General features: G+C 42.6%; 13 protein-coding genes. 9 read left to right on the top strand and 4 right to left on the bottom strand.

Annotation, left to right across the window (positions count from 1 at the left end):
• Positions 1 to 58: 58 nt before the first annotated feature.
• Complete coding sequence (locus tag ACMVDV_RS18495; RefSeq protein ID WP_416159165.1) at positions 59 to 619, bottom strand: short-chain dehydrogenase; 561 nt, start codon at positions 617 to 619, stop codon at positions 59 to 61.
• Positions 620 to 751: 132 nt separating this feature from the next.
• Here ACMVDV_RS18495 and arfB point away from each other — a divergent pair, with 132 nt between their 5' ends.
• The gene (arfB, locus tag ACMVDV_RS18490; protein WP_301562803.1) at positions 752 to 1,165 is read left to right on the top strand and encodes an alternative ribosome rescue aminoacyl-tRNA hydrolase ArfB; all 414 of its coding nucleotides are present in this window, start codon (positions 752 to 754) and stop codon (positions 1,163 to 1,165) included.
• 31 nt (positions 1,166 to 1,196) lie between these two features.
• Here the strand turns inward: arfB and hemH are convergent, their stop codons facing one another.
• Both hemH and ACMVDV_RS18480 read right to left on the bottom strand, forming a co-directional pair.
• Positions 1,197 to 2,216, bottom strand: coding sequence for a ferrochelatase (gene hemH, locus ACMVDV_RS18485; protein ID WP_416159164.1), 1,020 nt, complete (start codon positions 2,214 to 2,216; stop codon positions 1,197 to 1,199).
• 96 nt (positions 2,217 to 2,312) lie between these two features.
• Complete coding sequence (locus ACMVDV_RS18480) at positions 2,313 to 3,641, bottom strand: HD domain-containing phosphohydrolase (RefSeq protein WP_416159764.1); 1,329 nt, start codon at positions 3,639 to 3,641, stop codon at positions 2,313 to 2,315.
• Between the two features lie 180 nt (positions 3,642 to 3,821).
• On the opposite strand from ACMVDV_RS18480, the gene ACMVDV_RS18475 reads away from it, so the two are divergent.
• The 8 genes from ACMVDV_RS18475 (at position 3,822) to ACMVDV_RS18440 (ending at position 17,488) form a co-directional block, all read left to right on the top strand.
• A complete protein-coding gene (locus tag ACMVDV_RS18475) occupies positions 3,822 to 4,778 on the top strand; it encodes a sensor histidine kinase (RefSeq protein ID WP_304181865.1) in 957 nt (318 codons plus the stop codon).
• A gap of 68 nt (positions 4,779 to 4,846) precedes the next feature.
• Complete coding sequence (locus tag ACMVDV_RS18470; RefSeq protein ID WP_304181869.1) at positions 4,847 to 5,497, top strand: UPF0149 family protein; 651 nt, start codon at positions 4,847 to 4,849, stop codon at positions 5,495 to 5,497.
• A gap of 307 nt (positions 5,498 to 5,804) precedes the next feature.
• Positions 5,805 to 8,342, top strand: a complete 2,538-nt coding sequence (locus tag ACMVDV_RS18465; RefSeq protein WP_416159163.1) for a TonB-dependent receptor plug domain-containing protein — start codon at positions 5,805 to 5,807, stop codon at positions 8,340 to 8,342.
• Positions 8,343 to 8,450: 108 nt separating this feature from the next.
• Positions 8,451 to 8,651 carry a ribosome alternative rescue factor ArfA gene (gene arfA, locus ACMVDV_RS18460; protein ID WP_304181873.1) on the top strand — a complete coding sequence of 67 codons (201 nt, stop codon included), beginning with the start codon at positions 8,451 to 8,453 and terminating at the stop codon, positions 8,649 to 8,651.
• A gap of 460 nt (positions 8,652 to 9,111) precedes the next feature.
• On the top strand, positions 9,112 to 12,282 hold the full coding sequence (locus ACMVDV_RS18455; RefSeq protein ID WP_416159162.1) for a glycosyl hydrolase family 18 protein: 3,171 nt from the start codon (positions 9,112 to 9,114) through the stop codon (positions 12,280 to 12,282).
• A 54-nt stretch (positions 12,283 to 12,336) separates the two neighbouring features.
• A complete protein-coding gene (locus tag ACMVDV_RS18450) occupies positions 12,337 to 13,932 on the top strand; it encodes a lytic polysaccharide monooxygenase (RefSeq protein WP_416159161.1) in 1,596 nt (531 codons plus the stop codon).
• A 67-nt stretch (positions 13,933 to 13,999) separates the two neighbouring features.
• Complete coding sequence (locus tag ACMVDV_RS18445) at positions 14,000 to 16,624, top strand: glycosyl hydrolase family 18 protein (protein ID WP_416159160.1); 2,625 nt, start codon at positions 14,000 to 14,002, stop codon at positions 16,622 to 16,624.
• A 105-nt stretch (positions 16,625 to 16,729) separates the two neighbouring features.
• Complete coding sequence (locus tag ACMVDV_RS18440; protein ID WP_416159159.1) at positions 16,730 to 17,488, top strand: substrate-binding periplasmic protein; 759 nt, start codon at positions 16,730 to 16,732, stop codon at positions 17,486 to 17,488.
• On the opposite strand, the gene ACMVDV_RS18435 is transcribed toward ACMVDV_RS18440, so the two are convergent.
• Complete coding sequence (locus ACMVDV_RS18435) at positions 17,485 to 18,432, bottom strand: helix-turn-helix domain-containing protein (RefSeq protein WP_416159158.1); 948 nt, start codon at positions 18,430 to 18,432, stop codon at positions 17,485 to 17,487. The genes ACMVDV_RS18440 and ACMVDV_RS18435 overlap by 4 nt on opposite strands.
• Between the last annotated feature and the right edge of the window lies 1 nt (position 18,433).

Raw genomic sequence — 18,433 nt, 5'->3', positions numbered from 1 at the left:
GTTACAACCAATAAAAAAAGCGACCAAAAGGTCGCGTTATAAATATTTTTTGCCGTACTTATTGCACCATTGCAAATAGTTTTTGCAGTTGCGGCATGTATTCTTTCACGAGGTTTACATTGTTTTCATTAACAACTGGCGCATCTGCACTGGCGGCATTCGCTGAGTTAGCTACTGAGCCTAGCATTGAGTTAGCACTGTTATTTTGCGAGCCGCTCATACTTTGTAAGCCACCCATTAGCTGATTTACTGTTTCTTTATTCTCTGGTGATAAATTACCTTTGATATTTTCAAGGTAAGCCATTGATACTTCAGAGCCTACAGCAATAAGTTGCTCAGGAGTAAAACCATATTTAGTCGTTAATGCGGTAAACTCTTTGTATAAATCATTATCTTTGATCATACCTAGAGTACCTAATGCCGTTGCAGTCGAGCCCCCTTCAGAGCCACCTAACATATTGCCTAAGTCCATGCTTTTTAATGAATCTTGGTTTTTTGACCAGTCAACTACGGCAGGGAGTGCTTTCATGTAACCTTGCAGCTCACTTTCAGTGATATCTACAGCTAGGCTTGAAAAGCTCATGGCTAATAAGCTGATTGATAATAATAGTTTTTTCATAGTTAGATCCTTTGTTTATTTCTATTGTCGCTTTAAAGACGAAATATAGCTTAACCGCTACTAATAGTAGTCGATTTTGGTCTCTATGCAGCAAATGCTATAATGCATTTTTGCCAAATGTAACTGAACCTAATGTTAACTATTTCAAACGCTGTAACAATTGATGAGTGGGAAGTTGAACTAACTGCTATTCGTGCACAAGGGGCTGGTGGGCAAAACGTTAATAAAGTAGCCAGTGCAATACACCTGCGCTTTGATATTAATCGCTCAAAACTCCCAGAATTTTATAAAGAACGTTTACTCGCACTTAATGATAGTCGTATTACTAAAGACGGGGTGATTGTGCTTAAAGCGCAAAGTCATCGTACTCAAGAATTAAATAGAGAAGATGCGCTGGCACGTTTAAAAGAGCTGATTGTGTCTGCCACTAAAGTGCAAAGAGCACGCCGCGCGACTAAGCCCAGTCGTAGTTCGCAGCGTAAACGCATGGATAAAAAAACCAAGCACGGCAACACAAAAGCATTACGCGGTAATATTAAATTTTGAGTAGGCACTAAAATGCGCCTACTCAGGGGTTTTAAAGCATTGGTTTAAGCACATCGATTAGTGCGTTAATATGATCGTCGCGGTCATTAAGCGCTGCAATATAACGGTATTTTTCGCCGCCGGCATGTTCAAAAATTTCACGGTTTTCACTTTCTAATTCTTCAAGTGTTTCAAGGCAATCGGCGCTAAATGCAGGGCTGATAATAGCCACATCTTTAATACCTTCACCAGGCAAGCTCTCAAGGGTTGCATCTGTGTAGGGTTTTAACCACTCAGCTTTACCAAAGCGGCTTTGAAAGGTACTGACAACTAAGTCTTTATCAAGGCCAAGTTTTTCGACCACTAAACGGGTGGTTTGCAGGCATAAGCAATAATATGGGTCGCCGCGTTCTAAAAACAGTTTCGGCATACCATGATATGAAAACACTAATTTTTGTGGCATCCCATTAGTTTGTAAGTCTTCACTAATGCTGTTGGCTAAAGATTCTATGTATGTGGTGTTTTTATGATAGCCATTTATAAAATGTAGCTCTGGCACCCAACGCCATTTTCGCAGTACTTTTGCTACTGCATCAAAGGTCGAGCCTGTGGTGGGGCTTGAGTACTGCGGATATAAAGGTAGCACCACAATGCGAGTAAAACCTTTGTCGCGTAATTTTTCTAAACCTGCTGCAATGGATGGATTGCCATAACGCATCGCCATCACGACGTCGGTATTCTCATAGCCTTGGTTTTTTAGCTGAGCGGCGAGTTTGTCCCGTTGTAAACGAGTTATATGGGTTAATGGCGAGCCATTTTCGGTCCAAATACTTTGGTATAATTTTGCTGAGCGCTTAGGGCGTACTCGCAAAATAATGCCATGCAAAATGATCATCCAGACTAAACGCGGGATCTCAACGATGCGCGGATCAGATAAAAATTCTCTTAAGTAAATGCGCAATGCTTTCGCTGTGGGTGCATCTGGACTCCCTAAGTTGGTCAGTAAAACGCCTGTTTTTTGATGAAAACGCTGATCATGAGGGTTATCGGTAACGGCTGAAAATCGCGACACACACTGCTCCTAAAGAAAAATAGCCAGTTATGGAAAATATTCCATGTATATTATTAGGCTATTGTAACGAATGAAAGGCTAAATAGGATCACTGATTTATGATGATTTGATCATGATCCGAAAAGGTGATGGTTTTTTAGCCTCAAGCTGTTGCAGTTTCTCTATCGATTTGGCACTAAAAAGGTGGCCCTTTGGCAGCAGCATAATGCCGTTATGGCTATGCAAAGCATGGCCTAACACCATATTCACAGTGAGCTGTCGTGCAGTAATGATTTGCATGGAGCCGATTTTTGATTGTTGCTTTATACACTTGATCCTACATTCAGTTAAGGCGTGCACTAATTTGGGGTGGTAATAAGTGCCACTGAATCGCGTGACTGTTTCTAAAGCATGTTGGTGTTTTTTAGCATCAGTTTGCTGGCACTGCTCATAGGCATCCCAATAATCACGCGCTAAGGCAAGGATCATTGCGCTCAGTGGAATATCATTACCTTTGAGCCCTTTAGGTAAACCATTGCCACTATAATGTTCGTATTGATGATAAATGGCATCAGACACATCGTGTAAATGGGTCGCTGGCATCAGCATTAATTGGGCTGTACTTGGGTGAGTATAATAACGTTTGCGTTGTTGCTCGGTCAGTTCATGTAAAGGGTGTTCATATAACTGAGGATCCATTGCCAGCAAGCCAATTTGCGCTAAATAGCCTGCCATGGCGGCCATTTCGATATTTTTTTCGGGGAGTTGCAGTTGTTTTGCTATCTGCGTGCAGGTATTGGCGATATTTTCTGCTTTTATGCCATCTAAATAGGGGTTGGCGTTAATAAAGTTATAAAGTAATTCAACCGTTGAGCGGTGCTCATGCTTTTCACTGGCATTAGCGATTTCAAGCTGTTTAAGTACTTGTTTGATCTGCTTAGTGCGTTTTTCGACGCGCTGCTCTAGTGAGTTATTGAGTTCTTTTAAAGCGATATTTTGTGCATTGATCTGTTGTTGTAAAGCTTGGTTTTGTTTTTTTAATTGGTATTTTTCCATGCTATCGACAATGCAGCTGAGTAATAAATCATTTTGCCATGGTTTTTGGATATAACCATGAATTTGCCCGTCATTTATGGCGGTCAGTGTGGTGTCTATATCTGTAAAACCGGTTAATAAAATACGTTGCGAGTCAGGGGCAAGTTCTCTTGCTTGCTGAAAAAACTGTGCACCATTGATTTTTGGCATCCGCATATCGCAAATGATCACTTCAAACTGATGTTGTTTTACAAGCTCTAATGCCGCAACGGGACAACAGCAAGTCAGCACGTTGAGTTGATGGCTTTTTAATAAATGCGATAACGAACGCAGCACAATTTCATCATCATCGACGCATAATATTTGTTGTGTTTGCTGTGTTTTCGGCGGTTTTGCTGCTAGTCCCACAATGGCCTCATAAAGTTAAGCGTTATTATTAACCATAGTCTGTTGCTGCGAGTTTTTCGAATTAAAGCGTGTAAGCGTTAATTGTGCTAACTTTAAAGTATTAAGTACAGCTAAGTAACTATACTCAAACCGTACGAATACGCTACTTGCGAATTATTAGCACTAGGGATGGAATAGCTCATTATGACATTAACAGATGACAATTATCGGGAGGCGTTTTTACGCGAAAAAGTTGCGCGACAGCAGGCGGAACAACTACTTGAAGATAAAAGTAGGGTGTTGTTTGCGTTAAATCAAGAGCTGCAAAAAAAGGTCGTGGCATTAGAGCATCAACATGGGCTGTTTATTCAGGCTGAAAAAATGGCGACTTTAGGCACGTTATGCGCAGGAGTTGCTCATGAGATCAATAATCCGTTAGCTTATGCGATGAGTAATATTGAAAGTTTACATAGCAGTAATAACACTGTTTACCGTTTACTTGAAATGAATCAACAGGTTCTTGATAGAACAATTAGCGATAGCGAATTAATTGCGCAACTTAACCAGCTTACTGAGCAACAGTCATTGCTCAGTCTGCGTGATGATATTCATGAATTATTAGCCGATAGCAGCCAAGGGCTTAGGCGGATAAACCATACAGTGCGTAATTTACTGGATTTTGCTCGACCAAAAGACAATGAAAAACAGCTTGTTGATATGACTGATGCAGTAAAAAATGCAGTTAAATTATTGTTAAATCAATTGGGTCACTGCGAGGTTAAGTGCAATTATCAACCAGTGCCAATGACATGGTGTAACTTAGCTGCGATTAATCAAGTGATGGTGAATTTATTAATTAATGCTAAACACGCATGTGATGAGCTTAGTGATACTCAAGCAATAATTACTGTCACGGTGGCTTTTGCCGATCAGCAGATATGCATTACCGTCAGTGACAATGGCTGCGGCATGAGTGAACATGTAAAAGCACATATTTTTGATCCATTTTTTACCACTAAGCCCGTTGGCACTGGCACTGGAATGGGGATGACGTTAGTGTACGCCATGGTCCATGATCACCAAGGTGAGATTGAAATTGACAGCCAACAAGGGCAAGGTACACAGATACATTGTTTTTTCCCAATTCTAAGACATGAATAATTTGCTTTAAAAAAAACCAATAGTTGGTTAGTGTATAGACTGATTGTATAACGACCTGAGGGTGAATAATGCTTAATGAAAAAAGTACATTGGTTTTGAGTGATTATTTAAGTCAGCACCCTGAATTAAAAGTGGTGAGCACTGACAGTGTAATTGGCTTTATTAGTGGTTTATTAGCGTGCTCGGAGTTTTATGGCGAGTCAGAAATTGCCAATTACATTGCTGATAAAAATGATCCTATTTATACCCGTTTAATGACCGGCTCTGCTGAACACGAGGCAATGATCACGTTATTGGATAATGTGACCGAAGCGCAGGTAGCACAGCAACATTTATTGAGCACTATTTATCCTCATGGGGATGATGCTAAAGCCCCAAGTGAGCAACTGCAACAGTGGTGTGTGGGTTACTTAGCTGCGTATATGGTTAACCAAGAAGTGTGGCAAAGTGATTTTGCTTTTTTATTAAGTGCGGATAAACAACAAGTTGCAAATCAAGCTGATGGGCAGCTGTTTATTGATAACTTTGAAGCAACCTTAAACTTACTTGCGACCTTTGCAATGTGGCCTGATACGATTAAAGAACACCCAGAACCAGAGCAGCTCAGTGATGGTTTTGCATTACTTTACAAAGGATTGGATGAAAGCTTAACCAGCATTGCATCAATGGCATTAATGCTTGAAGATGAAAAGTTAGCGCTTTGGGAAGAAGAAGGCTAATCCCTCACGCTATTTAGCGCACAACAATATTTTAACAATGAGCATGATTTGAATAATCATGCTTTTTTTTGTTTGAAATTCAATCAAAATCATAAAATAGGAGATAATTTAGCTAATTTTTGCATATTTCGACCATTGTCGCAGTTAAATATGTTTCTTTTTGTACGTGTATGTTGCTAGGATGTTCGCCAAGGCGTTATTTTTGTAAATGACGCTTGATTACACTAATTATAACTTTTATGAATTCACTTGTTTATGACTGCAATTGAGTAAACAGGTGAAGAGTCAACAGGGTCGAACAACACACATGACAACATTTCGTTTAAATACACTGGCTATCGCCGTAGGACTTGCATTTAGTAGCTCAGCTGTCATGGCTGAAGACGCACAAGTCGAAGCAGAAAAAAACATAGAACAAATTTCCGTTTTAGGTTCGCGGGTCTCTAACCGCACAGCAACTGAATCTTCGTCACCAATTGATTTAATTGACGCTGATGATTTAAATAAAGGCGGCTTTACTGAGCTGGGGCAAAGTTTACAAGCTACCGCGCCATCGTTTAACTTTTCGCGTACGCAAGTCTCAGACGGCTCTGATTTATTCCGCCCTGCGACGTTACGTGGCTTACAGCCAGATCAAACACTGGTATTAGTAAACGGTAAACGTCGTCATAATCAATCTATTTTTGGCCTTAATGGTACAGTTGGTGCAGGTGCTGCGGGTACCGATATGAATGCAATTCCACTGACTGCACTTAAAGGGGTTGAAGTATTACGTGATGGTGCAGCAGCGCAGTACGGCTCTGATGCTATTGCTGGGGTCATTAACTTATCACTGAATGATTCAACAGGTATAACAACTGGTTATGTACAATATAGTGAAACAGCTGAAGGTGATGGCGAGACCATTTCAGCGGGTTTAAATCGCGGTTTTGATTTGGGCACTGCAGGTGGCTTTATTAACTTATCACTTGAGTATCGTGATGCCGATGGTACTAACCGCGCAGAGCGCGATACCGGTGGTTCGCTTGATGTAGAACCAGGTACGTTATCTGACAACGTTCGTTGGGGCCAAGGTAATTCGGAAAGTGAATTTACCTCGTTATTTTATAATATGGCATTGCCAATGGGCGACGGTGAACTTTACTCGTTTGGTGGTTACTCTGAGCGTACAGCACTGGGTAACGGCTTTTACCGTAACTTTAATGAAGCATCTAAAAATGTTACTCAAGTATACAGTGATGGTTTTTTACCGCGCATTTATAACGAAGCGCAGGATATTTCTGTTGCACTAGGTTTTAAAGGTGATATTAATCCAGATTGGAACTACGATGTATCGGCAGTTTATGGTGAAAACCAATATGACTTTACATCACGCAATACATTAAACGCTTCTTATGCGGCGGAGTATTTATTTAATAACCCAACGGCAAGTGATGCGGATATAGCAGCAAATGCAGGCCCAAGTGGTGGTTACTCCGGTGGTTTTAGGTTCGATCAAACAACAGTTAACCTTGACGTAAATGGTATTGTGGACATTGGTCGCGGCGAACCACTTTATGTAACAATTGGCGCAGAATACCGTAAAGAGAATTATGAAATAGTACCTGGTGATGAAGCATCGTACGCATGTGGTTTAGCAAATATGGATACATCGTATCCATCAGTGAACGACCCTGAGCAATTTGCACAATGTGGCTTTCAAGCTTATAACGGTTTGCGTCCAGAAGCTGCAAATGAAAGTGATCGTAACAGCTACGCATTCTACGTAGATGTTGAAACCATGCTCACTGATGCCTGGAACATCAGTGGTGCACTTCGCTATGAAGATTTCTCTGATGCCGGGGATGATTTAATTGGTAAGCTAGCAACGCGTTATGAATTCTCAGACGACTTTGCAGTACGTGGTGCGGTATCTACTGGCTTTAGGGCCCCTTCGCTGCAGCAGAGTGGCTATACAGCATTTACTACTAACTTAGGATCCGACGGCACGTTAACCCAGTCATTCACTGCAAACACTGGCACTGCTTTTCCAAGTGCACTAGGTGTAGACAGCTTAAAGCTTGAGACATCGACAAACTACAGTGCGGGTTTTGTTTACGATGTAACAAGCGAACTTTCGTTAACGGTTGATTTTTACCGCGTAGAAATTGAAGACCGTATTACACTTGGCAGCTTATTAACGGCTGACGATGTATCGTTTAGCTCTGAGGCTGTTGCTGCTTTACAAGCAACCGGCGCAGTACAAGCTAACTACTTCTCAAACTCAGTTGATTCAACTACTCAAGGTGTTGATATAATTGCATCATATCGTACAGATGTAGAAGGCGGTAACTTTGGTGTTACTTTTGCGGGTAACTTAAACGATACTAAAATTGATGGTGTAAACGCAGCGGATGGCATTCCAGAATCTGTAGCGTTTGATGATTTACAACGCAGTTTTTTTACCGACGGTCAGCCTAGTGAACGAGCAACACTTACCTTTGATTACGAACGTGATGCATACACTTCAACAATTCGTTTTAATTACTTTGGCGAAACCGATGTAAAATATTTTGGTAACGATCATATACCATTACCGGGTGAGCTTTCGCCAACAGGTTCGTTTAAACCAACAAGTACAGTTGAATCTGCAGTGTTAGTTGATTTAAACGTTAGTTACCAAATTAACGATATGTTTGTGCTTTCGGTTGGTGCGGATAACGTATTTGATGAAACGCCAGATGAACTAGGCGATGACGAAGTACTAAACTTTATCACCAATGGCGCATTTAAATACCCTGTACGTGCATTGCCTTATGGCTTTGATGGCAGAAGTTACTACGCAAAAGTAAGTTTTAGTTTCTAAATTTAGAGTTGTTTATTAAGCCTGCAATTATGCGGGCTTTTTTATTAAAACTGCTTGTATTTTTTTATATCAAGCATACAATCGCGATACTTTTAAAGAGGAAAAAAAATGAGCAAACGTCGTTCTAAAGTGACTAAATCTACTGCATCAGTAGATACTGGCCGAGGTGTTATTCGCGATAATGCATTAGCCGCATTAGTTACATCGAAAATTTTTAAACCACAAATTGTAGCCGCTAAAAAAGGCAAAGGTGCTTATAAGCGCAACAACAAACATGCAGGACAAGAGTCCTATTTAATCGCCGCTTAATGACGTTGTGATCAAATAGGGCTTTTATTCTAAACGCTATTTTTTACAAAAAAATAGCAAGCTCGGACATTTTTTAAAAACCTCGCTTAGATAATTTTTTTCTAAGCGAGGTTTTTTGGTTATATAGTCTGCCATTTTATTGTTTCTGCCTATTCCCACTCTTGTTTACGTTTGCGTAAAGGTTGCTAGAGCCCGCTAAGATACTCGTAAATAAACTGTAACCATAAATTAACCTTGCGTTCATATTTTGTATGCGAAATTACCCATTCTCTAAACTTGATGTTTTTGTTTAGTGTTAAATGGCGATAAAAAAACTTTTTTATGGTCTTTTTTCATTACTTTTATGGCTGTTTTCTATACATCATATAGCCAAATTAAGTTGACGTATGAGTAAACTGTGGTAGTTTTCAAATTCAATTGTAAAATTAATGTTATATTAAAACTCTGGGCGGAGGAGCTGATGAGCTCACAAATGATAATAAAAAATGCATTTAAGCTAAGTGTAGTATCGCTTAGTTTTGTCGGCTTAAGTGCGTATGCAGCAGTCGATTGCAGTACGTTAACGCAGTGGCAAGCGGGACAAACTCATACGGGTGGCAGCCAAGTACATGCACAAGAGAGTGCCTATGAAGCTAAGTGGTGGACACAGTCAAATCCAGTGGAAAATGCTGGTGAATATCAAGAGTGGCAACTTTTGGGTGTTTGTGACAGCGCTGTCACGGAAAACCAAGTGCCAGTTATCACCTTATTAACACCGGCGAATAACTCTTTATTTAACGATGAAGACAGCGTTGTCATTGAGGTGCAAGCAACGGATGCCGATGGTTCAGTGGCTGCTGTTGAGTTTTTTGTTGATGGTAGTTCTGTGGCTGTTGACAACACGGCTCCATTTACGACTAACTGGCAAGCTGTGGCGGGTTCGCATCAGCTCAGTGCTGTGGCAACGGATGATAAAGGTGCTACATCAATACAAGTGAGCAACACGATTAGCGTGACAGAGGTGCTTGATCCTGTTAATCAAGCACCGGTTGCTGCTATTTCATTTAGTACTTTACCTGAGCAACTGATTGTTGGTTCTCAAGTGGTGTTTGCGCTATCAGGTACTGACAGTGATGGTCAAGTAACGGGATTAAGCTTTGCTGCTAATGGCATCGACGTACATCAAGCCAGTACGGCATCAAGTAGTTATGCATGGCAAGCAACGGCACTTGGCCAAGCCTCGTTTACGTTAACGGTAACCGATAACGAAGGCGCAACAGCTCAAGTAACTAAGGTGCTTACTGTTGTTGAGGAAAACACAGGGCCAGTTCCAGGTACTGATTGTCGCCCACAAGGTTTATATCAAACACCAGGTGTTAATACGCCGTATTGTACAGTGTATGATGCAGATGGTCGTGAGATCATGGGCGCTGATCATCCGCGTCGTGTAATTGGCTACTTTACTAGTTGGCGCAATGGCGCAAATGGTCAACCTAGCTATTTAGTGAACGATATTCCATGGGATAAAATAACCCATATCAACTATGCGTTTGCCCATGTTGATGCCAATAATAAAGTGTCAATTGGTGATCCTAACGCAGCCGACAACCCAGCTACCAATATGGAATGGCCAGGTATTGTAGGTGCGGAAATGGATCCTAGCTTTGCTTATAAAGGCCACTTCAATCTATTAAATAAATTTAAAAAACAACACCCTCATGTAAAAACATTAGTTTCTGTTGGCGGTTGGGCTGAAACCGGTGGTTACTTTGATGAAACGGGCCGTGTTGAAAGTGGTGGTTTTTATACCATGACAACCAATGCTGATGGTTCAGTGAATCAAGCGGGTATTGAGGCATTTGCAAAAAGCTCCGTTGAATTCATTGAAAAATATGGCTTTGACGGAGTTGATATCGATTATGAATACCCATCATCAATGAAAGATTCAGGCCACCCTGATGATTTCCCTATTTCAAATGCCCGCCGCGCTGGTTTAAATGCCTCTTACCAAGTGTTGATGAAAAAACTCCGTGAAGAACTAGACCGCGCTGGTGAAATAGCGGGTAAACATTACTTGCTCACCATTGCATCGCCATCTTCAGGTTATTTACTACGCGGTATGGAAACATTCCAAACAGTTAAGTACCTAGATTACGTAAACATTATGTCTTACGACTTGCACGGTGCATGGAACTCACATGTTGGCCACAATGCAGCCTTGTTTGACACCGGTGTTGACTCTGAGCTGGCACAATGGGGCGTATACACCACGGCTGAGTTTGAAGGCATTGGTTATTTAAATACCGATTGGGCGGTACGTTATTTCCGTGGTGCTGTATCTGCAGGGCGTATTAACATCGGCCTTCCTTATTATACGCGTGGCTTTAAAGACGTAAGCGGTGGCACGAATGGTTTATGGGGCCAAGCGGCACTGCCAAACCAAGCTGATTGCGCAACAGGCACTGGCGTTGGTGAAAAGAACAAGTGTGGTAATGGTGCATTAGGAATAGATAATCTTTGGCATGATAAGAACGATGCAGGGCAAGAAATGCCAGCAGGGTCTAACCCATTATGGCATGTTAAAAATCTTGAAAATGGTATTGTTGGTTCGTACTTAGGTGTTTATGGTTTAACACCAGATACCGATCCTGATGATCAGCTAACAGGTACTTATACGCGTCATTACGATGATGTTGCGGTTGCACCGTGGTTATGGAACGCCGAGAAAAAAGTATTCCTCTCTATTGAAGATGAACAGTCAATGGCGGCTAAGCTTGATTATGTCATCAACAATGGCCTTGGCGGGATTATGTTCTGGGAACTTGCTGGTGACTATGATTTTGACGCGGCAAAGGGCGAGTACTTTATGGGCTCGACTTTAACGACACTAGCTTATGACAAGTTTAACCAAAGCGGTGTGGCATATGACACTCATCCAGGTAACCCACACTTTGTGGTACCAACCGAAGCGGTAGATGTAAAGTTTGCAGCAAAAGACTTCCCCATTGGTGATGATAACTACCCAATTAGCCCAACCTTTGCGTTTACTAATAACTCAAATATTGATCTAAGCGGTGCGAAAATCTCGTTTGATGTGCCGGTATCAACTTCGGCTATTTTTAAATCTAATTGGAACGCACAAGAAAAACTCGGCATGGCCGTTGAAGTAAATGGCTCTAATGCAGCGGGTAATAACATTGGCGGTTACGAGCACGAGTTCCACCGGTTTTCAATCACACTTAACAATGAGTGGGGCGGTCAGCCAAAAGATTTCAGCGCTGGTAAAACAGTCAATGCGCAAGTGATGTATTACATGCCAATTACCGGTCCGAGTAACTTTACCATTGAAAAAGATGGCAAAGTTTACGCATTCAAATTTGAGTATCCACACCTACCAAACGGTACTTCAACAGGTGGTGGTAATACAGATCCCGATACTGGTGGCGACGACACGTCAGGCACTTGTGAAGGCGTAGCCGTTACTGCAATTGCTGTTTATCCAAACTTCCCACAAACAGATTGGGCTGGCAATCCCAGCCATGCTACAGGTGGTGACTTAATGGTTCATAACAACGCGGTTTATAAAGCGAAGTGGTGGACAAGTTCAGAGCCGGGTGCAACGGCTGATTGGACCAAGAGTTGTAGCCTGTAAATCATAGGGGCAAGTTCATTTGCCCCAGAACTTTCGCTTTTTAAGGACAACACAATGACATTAATTAAATTAAAAACCCTGTCGCTGTCAGCAGTAGCAAGTAGCGTGTTACTAACGCTAATACCTACGGATGTAAACGCACACGGTTATATGGACAGCCCCAAAGCGCGTCAAGCATTTTGCCAAGCCGATGGCGGATATTGGTGGCCTGAAGATGGCACTAATATTCCAAACCTTGCATGTCGTGCTGCATTTTTAGAATCAGGCACAGTCCAGTTTGTACAAGATATTGAATTTTCTGTTAATACACCAGATTATTTAAATCAAGCTGCGGTAGAGGCATCGGTTCCCAATGGACTGCTGTGCGCCGGTGGTGATAATGCTAAACGCGGCATGGATTTACCTTCGCCACATTGGCAGCGCAGCGATGTGGTGCCTAATGCTAATGGTGATATTCAAATTCGCTACCTTGCAGCGACGCCGCATAATCCAAGCTTTTGGCAGTTTTATTTAACCAAGCCAAGTTTTAATGCTGCAACCGATGTATTGACATGGGCTGATCTAGAATTAGTGCAAGATCATGACAATGTTGCAGTAATTAAAGACACCGATGGCAAGCGCTATTACGAAATGAGCGTTGCTATCCCACAAGGGCGCAGCGGCGAGGCTATTTTGTATAGCCGTTGGCAACGTAACGATGTAGTGGGTGAAGGCTTCTATAACTGTAGCGATATTACCATTGTGAGCGACGCAGGGCCGACGGATCCAAGTGTTTGGACAAGCGTGGGTTATTTTGTTCGCCAAGGGCAAGATGCGATTGCAGGGGAGAGCGTTTGGGCACGTTTATTTGATGAAAATGGCCAAGAAGTGATTAATCAGCAGTTAAAAATCACCGCAGAAAACCAAGCAAATTGGCAACAAACACTCGCTGCGCAGCTGAACTTAGATTACGCCCACTTAGTGCAAATTGGCGTGCAAAATCAAGCCGGTGAGGTGGTATTTAATGGCAATGATGTACTCACCAATCAAGTCTATAGCAGTAATGCAAACTACACCTACACATTAAGCGTGCAAACTGCACCGACTAATACGGCGCCAATTGTTCACACTCCGGATGATTTAGTTATCGATGAAAATACCACCGTAGCCGTGCACCTTCATGCTTTTGACGATGAGCAAACTGCATTGACTTACAACTGGTCAGTACCTGCGCCACTGAGTTTTACTGGAGGGGACGCAAATATTGTAATTACTGCTCCTGAAGTATCGGCAAACGCAGATTACAGCGTTTCTGTGTCGGTATCGGATGGTCAACTCAGTACTGAAACCAGTTTTACCGTCACTGTAAATGACAGCGTTATCACTGATCCTGTTGTTGCACCGTGGAGCAGTAGTGCGGTTTATCAGGCTGGTGATCAAGCCAGTTTTCAAGGTGTTGTTTACACCGCCCAATGGTGGAATCAAGGCGAACAACCTGACAACTCCAATGCCTGGCAAGAGACATCGACTTCCGACGTAGACAGTAACTGGAATGCAGGCAAAGCCTATCAAGCTGGTGCCGAAGTAACGTATCAAGGACAGCGCTATAGCGCTAACTGGTGGACTCAAGGGGATACTCCTGGACAAGCCAATGTATGGACTCAACTTTAAATAAAAGCCTAAGTTTTGTAGTTCAAACTTATTAAATAATTACATTAATAATGGATAAGAGAGAAATATGAATATCAAACAGTTAACCGCAGCCATTGGTGTTGCTTTATTTGCAGGCACTGTGTCTGCTGCGCCATCTACACCAAGCATCAACTGGGAGCCACAACAATATTCGTTTGTTGAAGTGGACCTTGAAGGAAATGGCTCTTATAAGCAACTTGTTACCCGTGTTGAGCAAGTCGCTATCAACATTCAATGGAGTGCATGGAGCGGTGATGGTGGTGATAGCTATAAAGTTTACTTTGATGACATGCTAGTAAATGAAGGGCCACTTGCAGCAGGTTCTAAGACTGGCACTATTTCATTCCCGTATGATAAAGCGGGCCGTCATACCTTGTATGTAGAATTGTGTGAAGGCGGTACTAGCTGTGCGCGCAGTGCTGGTAAGCCAATTGTAATTGCTGATACAGACGGCGGCCATTTAGCGCCATTACCGATGGACGTTGATCCTAATAACCGTGATATTGGCATTAAGCAAGGCTTAGTAACTGGTGCTTACTTTGTTGAGTGGGGCATTTATGGTCGTGATTATGATGTAACAAATATTCCAGCACAAAACCTAAGCCACATTTTATATGGCTTTATTCCAATTTGTGGTGAAAATGCATCATTAACGGGTGCTCCTAAGCAAGCACTTGAAACAGCCTGTGCAGGCTCTGCTGATTATGAAGTGGTTATTCACGATCCATGGGCCGCTGTGCAAAAAGCATTACCAGGGGTGGACGCAAAAGATCCAATCCGTGGTACGTATTCACAGTTAATGGCGCTGAAACAGCGTTACCCTGATCTGAAAATCTTACCATCAGTGGGTGGCTGGACATTATCTGACCCATTCGGTGGCTTTACTAATAAAGCTAACCGCGACACCTTTGTCGCCTCAATGGAAGAGTTTTTAAGAACCTGGAAATTTTACGATGGGGTTGATATTGACTGGGAATTTCCTGGTGGTGACGGCCCTAACCCAGATATTGGCGATCCAATCAATGATGGTCCTGCCTATGTTGCGTTAATGCAAGAGCTGCGCGCTATGCTTGATAAGCTTGAAGCTGAAACTGGCCGCACTTACGAGCTTACGTCAGCAATTGGCGCAGGTTACGACAAAATTGAAGACGTTGATTACCAAGCCGCTAGCCAATATATGGATTACATCTTCGCGATGACGTATGACTTCTATGGGGCATGGAGTGGCGTAACGGGCCATCAAACGGCACTTTATTGTGGTGAGCACATGAGTGCAGGCCAATGTAATGGCACCGGTGTTGATGAAAATGGCGAGCCACGCAAAGGCCCTGCCTATACCACTGATAACGCAGTACAATTATTACTAGCGCAAAATGTACCATCGAAGAAAATCGTTGTTGGAACTGCTATGTATGGCCGTGGTTGGGAAGGTGTTTTTCCAACAGGCACTACTATTGACGGTAACCCAATGACGGCCACTGGCAGTGGGCCATTAACAGGCTCAACGGCACAAGGTGTTTGGGAAGATGGCGTGATTGATTACAAAGGGGTCAAAGCGCATATGATTGGTGCTGCGGGCACTGGTATCAATGGCTTTGAAGTCGGCTACGATGAGCAAGCTAAAGGCGCTTATGTGTGGAATCGTGCTACGGGTAAATTAATTACTTACGATAGCCCTGCTTCGGTTATTGCCAAAGGCCAGTATGTGAATCAACACGATTTAGGGGGGTTATTTGCTTGGGAAATTGATGCCGACAATGGTGATATCTTAAATGCAATGCATGATGGCTTAGGTGGAGTTGTTACACCGCCAAGTAATAAAAAACCTGTGTTATCAGTATCAAGCACTGTAACCGTTAACGCTGGCGAAAGTGTTTCTGTCAGTGCTTCAGCAACGGATGCCGATAACGATCCACTGACGTTTAGTTGGACTGCATCACCTGAATTAACGGTATCAGGTAGCAACTCAAGCACTTTAGTGATCAGTGCGCCGAACGTCACAAGTGACAGTCAATATTTAGCGACAGTGACGGTCAGTGATGGTGAAGCAACGGTTAGCCAAGATGTGGTCGTGAATGTGCTTGCCCCAAGTACGGGTGAAAATACTGCGCCAACGGTTGCTGCTATTGCAGATGTAACAGTCGAAGAAGGTGGATCAACAGCAGTGAATGTATCAGCAAGCGATGCAGAAGGAGACACCCTTAGTTATAGCTACAATGTACCCGCAGGTTTAACTCTTGTCGGCAGTGGCGCAAACGTGAGTCTAACGGCTGACCTAGTTGATGCAGACACAAATTATAGCGTTGCTGTTACAGTGAGTGATGGTCAAGCCTCAACCGTTGTTAGCTTTACCGTAACGGTGACCGACGCTGATACACCACCCACAGGTGATACATGGCAAGAAACGGCAGTGTATGTTGGCGGTGACACTGTGATTTACAATGGCGTTGAGTACACCGCAAAATGGTGGACACAAGGTGATCGCCCTGATCTGGGCGGTGCATGGGAAGCAACGTCGCAACCAAGTGATGGTAATGGCGATGTAGTTTGGCAAGCATCAGGTATTTATAATAATGGTGACCAAGTGACCTATCAAGGCGTGCAATATCAAGCACAGTGGTGGACTCAAGGAGATGAGCCAGGCAGCGCGGATGTATGGCAAGCCCTGTAATGACTTAGCACATTTTATTACAAACAAAAGCAGCAATTAGGCTGCTTTTTTTGTGTTTTAAATTCTATGATCCATACTTAGAACTGAGCAATAGAGGTCAATTTAATGAAGTATATGCAGTTATTGTTTGGGTTATTATTGACGCTCAGCGGGATGACGTTAGCCTGTGAGCGAACCCTTAAAGTTGGCACTAGTCAGTTATGGCCGCCTTATATTTTTAATGCTCAGAGTCAGTTAGCTGGAATTGATATCGAGATTGTGAAGCTGGTATTGCAAGAGGCTGGGTTTTGTAGTCAGTTTATTCGCTTTCCATCGTCGAATCGGGCTTTTGTCGAACTTGAAAAAGGCCGCGTAGACTTATTACCTGCAGCAAGTTATACCGCACAACGAACCCGTTTCAGCCATTTCTCTGAACCTTATCGACGCGAAGTGATGCGTTTATTTTGGTATCCCAATCAGGCTTTGTTAGAGCAAGACTTAGCTGGGTTGTTTACCAATCAACAAATAATAGTGGTTAACAGCGGTAGCTATTATGGTGAGGAGTTTGCCAGATTCAGTGATAATGACCAATACAATGATTTAATTGTTTCTGTACCTTTACTGAGACAGCGTTTAGATATGCTGGTGGCGAAACGAATTGATTTTTTTATTGACGATGAGCTGGCGGGTTTATACTTAGTCCATAATGAGAATATCAAAGGCATCAATGTGCACCCATATATTATAAATGATAACCCGGTGCATTTTATGCTAAGCAAAAACACACTGAGTGATGATGAATTGAACGCCATTAATTTGGCTATCATCAATAGCAAACAACGTATTCAAACGATTATTAATAACTATAGTAAGCACTATTATTAACGATCCCTGCGTTTTGCCGTTGCCGATGGGTTTTCACCAAATAGCTGTTTATAGTCTTTGGCAAATTGACCCGGGTGGCCAAACCCCCAATTTGCTGCGATCACCGATACCGGTTTGTGCAATTGTGGATCGCTTAGCTCGCGCCTAACCTGATTAAGCCGAGTGATACGCAAAAAACGCAGTGGATTAATCCCTAAAATACTCTCAAAACTGTATTGCAAAGTACGACGACTAACATGACTCAGTTCGCATAATTGCGTCATGGTGATAACGTCGTGAGGGTGCGCGTTTATGTAGTCTTTTACACGCTCGACTACTGCTTTGCGATGTTGATAACTGGGCGATACTTTTTGCTTGGGCTGTGGTGATTGCAATAAAGTAAGTATTAGGTTGAACAGCATTTCATGTTGTATGTGTGTGTTTACTGCCGAGTTATTTTTAATAAGCTGTGCTATGCCATTGCGCGCTTGTTCAAGATGCGCTGCTGACGTCGTAATGCGTGGCGACTCATGCTGGCAAAGCCCTGTTAGTGATATACCTTGGCACTGCGCTATATGACGTAAAGTATCTTGGTTAACTACCATGCCATAAATATTAAACTGCTCTGGTGTAACCAGCTCAAAGTCACAGGCACTGGGGCGGCACATAAGCTGATTACTATCGATAGTCAGGCCATTTATTTTACTGTTGCTGGTTTGTACCGGAATGCCAAGCCACAGTGAATTAGGCCATACTTGACACTGCTGACGCAAAGCGCGGTGTGTGTACTCTTTAAATACTTGTAAATCATCGTAAGCAATTTCTTCAATACAGCCATAAAAACTGCCATTACTAACTTGATCATATTCTTGCTGCCAATTGCTTAAGTTGTCGGCTTGTTGGTCGACATCAGTGGTTTGGGTAGTGCACTTAATCGGTGCATCAGCTGCTAAGTTATGTTGCATT

The organism is Pseudoalteromonas sp. ASV78 (genome assembly GCF_047806705.1).
In the GTDB taxonomy this organism is placed as follows: Bacteria; Pseudomonadota; Gammaproteobacteria; order Enterobacterales; family Alteromonadaceae; genus Pseudoalteromonas; species Pseudoalteromonas prydzensis_A.
The sequence above is the reverse complement of the archived record's forward strand: the minus strand, read 5'-3'. Positions and strand labels throughout refer to the sequence as shown.

Excerpts from the sequence above, each read along its gene's own strand:
- arfB (WP_301562803.1), top strand. The coding sequence starts at position 752 with ATGTTAACTATTTCAAACGCTGTAACAATTGATGAGTGGGAAGTTGAA.
- ACMVDV_RS18495 (WP_416159165.1), bottom strand. The coding sequence starts at position 619 with ATGAAAAAACTATTATTATCAATCAGCTTATTAGCCATGAGCTTTTCA.
- ACMVDV_RS18470 (WP_304181869.1), top strand. The coding sequence starts at position 4,847 with ATGCTTAATGAAAAAAGTACATTGGTTTTGAGTGATTATTTAAGTCAG.
- ACMVDV_RS18450 (WP_416159161.1), top strand. The coding sequence starts at position 12,337 with ATGACATTAATTAAATTAAAAACCCTGTCGCTGTCAGCAGTAGCAAGT.
- ACMVDV_RS18445 (WP_416159160.1), top strand. The coding sequence starts at position 14,000 with ATGAATATCAAACAGTTAACCGCAGCCATTGGTGTTGCTTTATTTGCA.
- ACMVDV_RS18440 (WP_416159159.1), top strand. The coding sequence starts at position 16,730 with ATGAAGTATATGCAGTTATTGTTTGGGTTATTATTGACGCTCAGCGGG.
- arfA (WP_304181873.1), top strand. The coding sequence starts at position 8,451 with ATGAGCAAACGTCGTTCTAAAGTGACTAAATCTACTGCATCAGTAGAT.
- ACMVDV_RS18465 (WP_416159163.1), top strand. The coding sequence starts at position 5,805 with ATGACAACATTTCGTTTAAATACACTGGCTATCGCCGTAGGACTTGCA.
- ACMVDV_RS18455 (WP_416159162.1), top strand. The coding sequence starts at position 9,112 with ATGAGCTCACAAATGATAATAAAAAATGCATTTAAGCTAAGTGTAGTA.
- ACMVDV_RS18435 (WP_416159158.1), bottom strand. The coding sequence starts at position 18,432 with ATGCAACATAACTTAGCAGCTGATGCACCGATTAAGTGCACTACCCAA.
- ACMVDV_RS18475 (WP_304181865.1), top strand. The coding sequence starts at position 3,822 with ATGACATTAACAGATGACAATTATCGGGAGGCGTTTTTACGCGAAAAA.